Here is a 7,397-nt window from a genome sequence, read left to right on the forward strand (position 1 = left end):
GGGTCATGTCCGGTTACTCCTTGATGGGGATGGCGTGAGCGGTGTGGCGGACCCGCGACGTCGGCTCGCGGGTCGATGAGCGGTACGAGGTGGTGCGGTCGTCGGCCGGACCGGGCACGTTCGGCGGTGCCCGTCGCGGCCGAGCGGGGCCGGTGCGCGGGGTCGGGGGCGCGGGAACCGCTGCGCGTCGGGTCGGTTCGGGTCAGTGCCGGTGGTGGGCGGAGGCGCGGGAGAGCGCGACGGCTGCGTGCGCGAGCAGCCCGAGCGCCGCGGCGCCGCAGGCGAGGGCGGGTACGGCGCCGGTACCGCCCGCGGCGACGAGTACGTCGACGGGCCGGGCCAGCAGGTCGAGGGCGGGCAGCCGGCCGCCCAGCACGAGGAGGGGGGCCGCCGCCTCGACCGCGCAGGCGGCGGCGAGCGCGGTGACGGCGGGGGCGGGCAGGCCGTGCGCGGTCTCCAGCCGGGCGAGGAAGAACAGCACTCCGAGGGCGTAGGCCGAGAGCGGTACGCCGTGGCCGCCGTACCCCAGGTCGGCGAGGAGCATGAGCGGCAGGAGAGCGGCGAGGAAGAGCGCGACGCTCGTCAGCAACACCGGTCTCACCCCTGCTCCGAACTCCTCCAGCGCCCGGCTGCCGCCGAGTTTGCGGCGGGCGCGCACGGCGAAGAGGTGCGCGCACCAGGCGGCGGGGACCACGGCGAGGGAGAGGCCGAGGAGCGGAGCCGGGGTGCTGGGCCAGTGGCCGTCCGGACCGCCGCTGAGGACCTGGTCGAGCAGTTCCTCGCCGTACACCGCGTAGCCGAGGAGCCAGCAGGTGTAGAGGGCGGTCCGGCCGGAGCCCGCCGGGGCGCGCAGCGGACCGGTGGCCAGGGCGGACCGGAGCGCGAGGAAGACCAGCAGAGCGCCGGCGGCCGTCAGCGCATTCCGTGCGCCGGTGCCGAACACCCCCTCCGTCACCCGGAGCGCCCCGACGGTGGCGAGGCAGGCGGCCCCGGGCAGCAGGGCGTGCAGGGTCCAGGCGGCACGGTGGTCAAGATCGGCTGCGGTCCGCCGGTCGGACGGCAGCCCGACCGGGCCGGTGGCGGGCCGGGGTACCCGGGCGTAGAGCTCCTCGGCCAGCGAGAAGACGTCCCGGTGGCGGTAGCGGGCGGCGGCCCGGTCGGTGATTCCGTGCGCCTCCAGTCCGGCGGCGATCTCCAGCGGGTCGACGGCACGTGCGCAGAGCTCGCGGTGGTGCCGCAGCAGGGCGCGCACGGGGTCGGCGGGCGCCCGGCCGGCGGCGGGGAGGGGAGCGGGTGCCGGGACGGGAGGGACGAGGACGGGCCCGGCTGTCGCGACGCCGGTGGCTCCGGCACGTTCCGCCACGGTGCCTTCCGCCACGGTGCCCTCCGCTCCGGCGCGTTCCGCCGCCATGCCCTCCGCTCCGGCGTCTTCCGCCGCGGCGTTCTCCGCCTCCGCGCGTTCCGGTCCCGCGGGCTCCGCCGGGGCGCGTCCGGCAGGAGCGTCTGCCACGGAGCCGACGGCCCGGGCCGGGGGCTCGGCGGCGGGCGACGGAGTGTTCGGCACGTCCAGGGCTTCGGGCGCGCGGCCCATGAGGGTTCCTCCGTACGGTTCGTTGCCCGGGGCGGACAGGTGGTCGCGGGGGTCACGCATCGCCGTCCCCCGCTCCGGCCGCCGCGGCGGCGCCGACCTTCTCGGGTGCGGGTACGACGGCCCAGGCCGGGGTCCGTCCGGCGGGCCTCCGCTCCGCCGGGTCCGTGCGGGGCCGGCCGGTGCGTACGTACTCCTCGGGTGGGACGGCGAAGGGGCGGGGTGCCGAGGCGTCCGGTGCTCCACCGGTCCGCGGGGTCCCGGCCTCCGGCCGGACGGCGGCCGGGGCGGTGCCCCTCGGGCTCGGCGGGTGGCCCGCGGTCAGCTCCCTGTAGAGCGAGCGGAAGGCCGCGAGGTTCTGCTCCACGGTGAAGAGTTCGAGGGCGCGCGCCCGCGCCGCCTCGCCCAGGCGCGCACGGCGCTCCGGGTCGCGCAGCAGCGCGAGGCAAGCCTCGGCGAGCGCCGGGGTGTCGCGCGGCGGGACCACCAGTCCGGTGCCGCCGATGACTTCGACCACCGCGCCCACGTCCGTCGAGACGGTGGCACGGCCGCAGAACATCGCCTCCACCAGGCTGATCGGGAAGCCCTCGACGACGCTGGACAGGACCACCACCCCGCCCGCCGCGTACGCTCCGGCGAGGTCGTCCGCCCCGGCCCCGCCGATCTCCTCGAAGGAGACCGGGCTCTCCACGGCCCCCGGTTCCTCCGTGCCGCGCGCGTCCCCGCCCCCGTCTCCGTCCCCATGTCGCTCCGCGGTGGTCCCGGGGAAGAGCTCTTCGGCCAGGACTCGGCAGTGCGCGAGGTACGCGGCGCCCTCGGCGCCTTCGACGGGGGCACCGAGGATCCGCAGCCGTGCACCGGGTTCGGCCCGGTGCACCTCGGCGAAGGCGTTCAGCAGGGTGACGAGGTCCTTGGCGGGCTCGACCCTGCCCACCCACACCAGGGTGTCCGGGCCGGCGCTGTCGCCCCCGCCCACCTGCGCGAAGCGCCCCGTCTCCATGCCCGGATACACCGTGCGCAGCTTCGCGGTGTCCGCGCCGCAGCGTTGCTGCCAGCGGCGTACGTGGCTGTTGCCCGGGGTGACGACGGTGGCCTGGCAGTAGACCTCGGCGGCCAGGAGGGCATGGAAGTTGGCGAGCAGGGCGCGTACCGGCGCACCGAACGGCGCGTCGGTGGCGGAGAGGTAGTGCGTCCGCAGCGGCAGGCCGTGCTCGGTGACCAGGAGGGGAACACCGAAGAAGCGTTTGGCCAGCAGTCCGGGGAGGGCCGCGGTACCGCCGGAGGCCGCATGGCAGAGGTCCACTCCGCCGAGGGACTCGGTGGTGTACCAGTCGAGCGAGAACGGCAGCAGCAGGCGGGCGAGTTCGGCGGCGAAGGCCAGGTGGTCGGTGACGGTCGCGCGCTGGACGGTACGGCCGGTACCCCGGGCGCGGCAGGCGGATTCCAGTACGCGCAGGGCGGATTCGGAGCGGAGCGCGGTGGGCAGTCCGCCGTGCTCCCGGGCCAGTTCGGCGAGTCCGTAGAGCCCTTCACCGAAGGGTACGGACGGGTCGGCGGCCGTCCGCCCGGCCCCCGCGCCGCCCCGGGGGTGTGTCGGACCGTCCGCGCCCGAGGCGCTGACCGCCGTGGCGAGCGCCGTCAGATGCGCCGTGAAGCGCCGGCGCTCGCGGCGGCCGTAGGCGCCCCCGCTGCCGGTGACGAAGCGGGTGAGGCAGCCGCCCGGTTCGTCCTGCGGCACGCTCCCGTCCGTGGTCCGCCGCGGCGCGGTGTGCGGCGCGCTCCAGAGCGGCGCGGTCCGTACCCGCCCGACCTGCGGCGGCAGACTCACCCACCCGAGCTTCTCCTGGTGGGCGGAGCGGCTCAGCGCGTAGAGGTCGAACTCGTGCTGGGGAAGACCACGTACCAAGCGGTCGCACCACAGTCTGGACTCACCGTCCGCATACGGATAACCACCGTCGGTGAGCAGGCCGATACGCACGAGTACACCCCCGATCTCCCATGTGGGCGGCCACCGTTGGCCGGTGACCAGCGTCGGGACGACGTTAAGCGGATACGCCGGTGGCGCGACGGACGGTTGTCCGTCACGCCACCAGAAGGGGTGAACCGGCGTAACTTTCCCGGTCCCCACGCGTTTCGCCGCGAAACGCCCCTCGGGTCACGCCCCGTCAGACCGCCGCGAGCTCCCCGCGCGCCGCCCGCCGGGCCGCCGCCACCCCCGGATCGAGGGCGGGCACGGCCGCGAGGAGTCGCCGGGTGTACGGGTCGCGCGGAGAGCCGTACACCTCGTCGACGGCACCCTGTTCGACGATCCGGCCGTGGTGCATCACCGCGACCCGGTCGCTGACCTGCCGGACCACGGCGAGGTCGTGGGCGATGAAGACGAGGCCGATGCCGAGTTCCCGCTGGAGTTCCGCGAGGAGCGCGACGACCTGGGCCTGGGTCGTGACGTCGAGCGCGGAGACGGGCTCGTCGCAGACGATGATCCGGGGTTCGGCGGCGAGGGCGCGGGCGATGCCGACCCGCTGGCGCTGCCCCCCGCTGAACTCGTGCGGGTAGCTGTCGTACCGGGCCGCGTCCAGCCCGACGCGGTCCAGGAGTTCGCCGGCCCGGCGCCGGATGCGGGTTTCGTCGCGCTCACCGGCCGCGCGCAGCGGGTCGGCGACGGACTCGCCCACGGACCGCCTCGGGTTGAGGGAGGCGACCGGGTCCTGGAAGATCATCTGGAGTTCGCGCCGGTGCGGGCGCAGCTCCCTCGCGGACAGCGCGCCGATCTCCGTACCCCCGTATCGGAGCCGGCCGGCGGTCGGGTCGAGCAGCCGCACCAGCATGCGGCCGAGGGTGGTCTTGCCGCTTCCGCTCTCGCCGACGATGCCGAGCGTCTCGCCGGCCCGGAGGGTGAGCGACACGTCGTCCACGGCCGTGACCCGGTCGCGCCCCCGCCCGAACTCGCACCGCAGCCCCACCGCTTCGAGCAGCGGCTCGCCCTCCCCTGCCCGCCCGGACCCGACGGCCCCGGACCCGACGGCCCCGGACCCGACGGCCCCGGACACGGCACCTCCGGCCGTCGCGGCTTCCGGCCCGGGGGTGCGCCCCTCGCGCGGCGCGTCGACGCGGGGGACGGCGGAGAGCAGGGCGCGGGTGTACGCGTGCCGGGGGTTGCCCAGCACCTCGGCGACCGGGCCGCGTTCGACGGCCCGGCCGTCCTTCATGACCAGGATGTCGTCCACGCTCTCGGCGGCGACCCCGACGTCGTGGGTGACCAGCAGCAGTCCCATGCCCCTCTCGCGGCGCAGCTCGTGCAGCAGGTCGAGGACCTGCGCCTGCACGGTGACGTCGAGCGCGGTGGTGGGTTCGTCGGCGACGAGCAGGTCCGGTTCGCAGACCAGCGCCATCGCGATGAGGACCCGCTGCCGCATCCCGCCGGAGAACTCGTGCGGCCGGGAGCGCGAACGGCGCACCGGGTCGGGGATGCCGACCCGGCCGAGTACCTCCACCGCGCGGGCCCGGGCGATCCGCCGGGACACCCGGTGGTGCACCCGGTACACCTCGGCGATCTGGTCGCCGACGGCGTAGTAGGGGTCGAGCGAGGAGAGCGGGTCCTGGAACACCATGGCGGCCTTCGCGCCGCGCAGCGCCCGCAGTCCGGCCTCGTCGGCGGCATGCACGTCCACCCCGGCCACGGTGACCGAGCCGCCCACGACCGCCCCGGTCCCCCGGTGCAGTCCGAGCAGGGCGTAGGCGGAGGCGCTCTTGCCGGAGCCGGACTCCCCCACGACGCCGAGGGCGGCGCCCTTCTCCAGGGTGAAAGAGAGGTCGTCGACGGCGCGCACGCCGCCGAAGTCGATGGTGAGACCGGATACCTCGACCAAGCTCATGACAGCACCACCCGACGGTCGGCCGCCGCGTGGAGGATGTCCGCGACGACATTGGCGAGGACGACGAAGAATCCGGTGACGAGCACCAGTCCGACGACGACGGGGAGATCGACGGTCCGCACGGCGTCGACGAGTTCCCGGCCGATGCCGGGGATGTTGAAGAGCGATTCGGTGAGTACCGAGCCGCCGAACATCATGCCGATGTCGACCGCGCCGAGCGCGATCAGGGGTGCGAGCGCACCGCGCAGCGCGTGTCGGACGACGATCCGGCGCTCGCTCACCCCGTAGGCGCGGAAGGTGCGGACATGGTCCTCGGCGAGGGTCTCCAGCATCGCCGCGCGGGTCATCCGGGCGTACGGGGCGGCGGAGACGAGAGCGAGCGAGAGCCAGGGCAGCAGCAGGTTCCAGAACCACTGCTCGGGGTCGTCGCTCAGCGGGACGTAGACGGGGAACGGGAGGATCTGGAGCCCCGAGCAGAAGACGATGATCAGCATCAGGCCGAGCACGAAGACGGGCGTCGACATGCCCGCGAGCGTCACTCCGGTGAGGATGCGCTCGGTCGCACGGCCGCGCCGCCAGACCGAGAGCAGTCCGGTGCCGACGCCGACGAGGAGCCAGAGCGTGAAGCCGCCGAGGGCGAGCGAGGCGGTGGCGGGCAGCTTGGCGACGATCAGCTCCATGACCTGCTCGTCGTCCCGGTAGGAGCGGCCGAGGCAGGGCGCCGCGCAGTGCTCGGTGCCGGTGCCGGTCGAGTAGTCGTGGCCGGTGAAGATCGACTGGACGAAGTGGGCGTACTGCACGTACACCGGGTCGTCGAGCCGGAGTTGAGCGGTCACCTGGGCGACCTGCGCGGGCGAGCAGCGCGGGCCGCAGGCGATCTGCGCGACATCGCCCGGGGCGACGTAGAAGACGGCGTACACGACGACGCTCAGGGCGAAGAGCACCAGGAGCGCTCCGCCGAGGCGCCGCAGCAGGAAGCGGGTCACGCTCCGGCCTCCTTCTTGGTCCCGGTGCCGACCCGCAGCCGCGAGGCGACCCGGGGGTCGAGGGCGTTGCGCACGCCCTCGCCCAGCACCGTCAGCGCCAGCACGGTGACGAAGAGGAGCAGGGCGGGGACGAGCAGGTAGGTGGGCGCGGCCTGGTACCAGGTGTCCGCGTCGCTGAGCATCTGTCCCCAGGACGGCGTGGGCGGCTTGATGCCGACGCCGAGGAAGGACAGCGCGGCCTCCATGACGATGTTGCCGGGGAAGAGCAGTACCGCGTACGTGATGACGGGTGCGGCGAGGCCCGGCAGCAGTTCGCGCCGGGCGATGCGGGAACCGCCCCAGCCGCTGAGCCGCGCGGCGAGGACGTGGTCGGTCCGCTTGAGGGCGAGGGTCTGGGCACGGACGACCTTGGAGAGGTGCGCCCAGCCGACGAGTCCCACCATGCCGGCGATCAGCACGGGGCGGGGGAAGCTCGCGGGGACGACGGCGAGCGCGCCGAGCGCGGTGACGATGACGGGGAGCGCGACGACGAGGTCGGTGACGCGGCTGATCAGCTGGTCGACGAGGCGGTTGCCGAGTCCGGCGGCCATGCCGAGGGTGACGCCGATGACGACCTGGATCAGGGTGGCGGCGAGCGCCACTCCCAGCGAGACGCGGGCCCCGTAGACGACGCGGGCGAACAGGTCGCGACCGGTGAGGGGTTCGACGCCGAGCCAGTGTTCGGCGCTGATCCCGCCGAAGGAGCCGAGGGGGACGCCGCCGGTCGCGGAGTCCACCAGGTCGGCGTGGAAGGCGTTGGGGTCCTGGCCCTCGGCCGCCGCGAGCAGCGGGGCGGCCAGGGCGGTGAGGGCGAGCAGCGCGACGACGACGGCCGCCACGAGTGCGGCGCGACGGGCGCGGAGCCTGCGCCAGAACGGGAGCGCCCCGGAGGCGGGGACCGTGTCGGTC

Annotated in this window: 5 protein-coding genes; all 5 read right to left on the reverse strand. The window is 74.9% G+C overall.

Annotated features, from left to right (window positions below):
• Positions 1-202 precede the first annotated feature (202 nt).
• Positions 203-1,591, reverse strand: coding sequence for a hypothetical protein (locus tag ACFWEP_RS10445; RefSeq protein WP_387368511.1), 1,389 nt, complete (start codon positions 1,589-1,591; stop codon positions 203-205).
• A 52-nt stretch (positions 1,592-1,643) separates the two neighbouring features.
• Complete coding sequence (locus tag ACFWEP_RS10450; protein ID WP_387368513.1) at positions 1,644-3,566, reverse strand: DUF3492 domain-containing protein; 1,923 nt, start codon at positions 3,564-3,566, stop codon at positions 1,644-1,646.
• Positions 3,567-3,753: 187 nt separating this feature from the next.
• Entirely contained in the window at positions 3,754-5,463 is a 1,710-nt protein-coding gene (locus ACFWEP_RS10455) for a dipeptide ABC transporter ATP-binding protein (protein ID WP_387368515.1), read from the reverse strand.
• On the reverse strand, positions 5,460-6,449 hold the full coding sequence (locus tag ACFWEP_RS10460) for an ABC transporter permease (protein ID WP_387368517.1): 990 nt from the start codon (positions 6,447-6,449) through the stop codon (positions 5,460-5,462). Before ACFWEP_RS10460 ends, ACFWEP_RS10455 begins: the two co-directional genes overlap by 4 nt.
• The coding region (locus ACFWEP_RS10465) for an ABC transporter permease (RefSeq protein ID WP_387368519.1) at positions 6,446-7,397 on the reverse strand (952 nt) is incomplete at its 5' end. The genes ACFWEP_RS10460 and ACFWEP_RS10465, both read right to left, overlap by 4 nt.

The organism is Streptomyces sp. NPDC060198, from assembly GCF_042728415.1.
GTDB lineage: Bacteria > Actinomycetota > Actinomycetes > Streptomycetales > Streptomycetaceae > Streptomyces.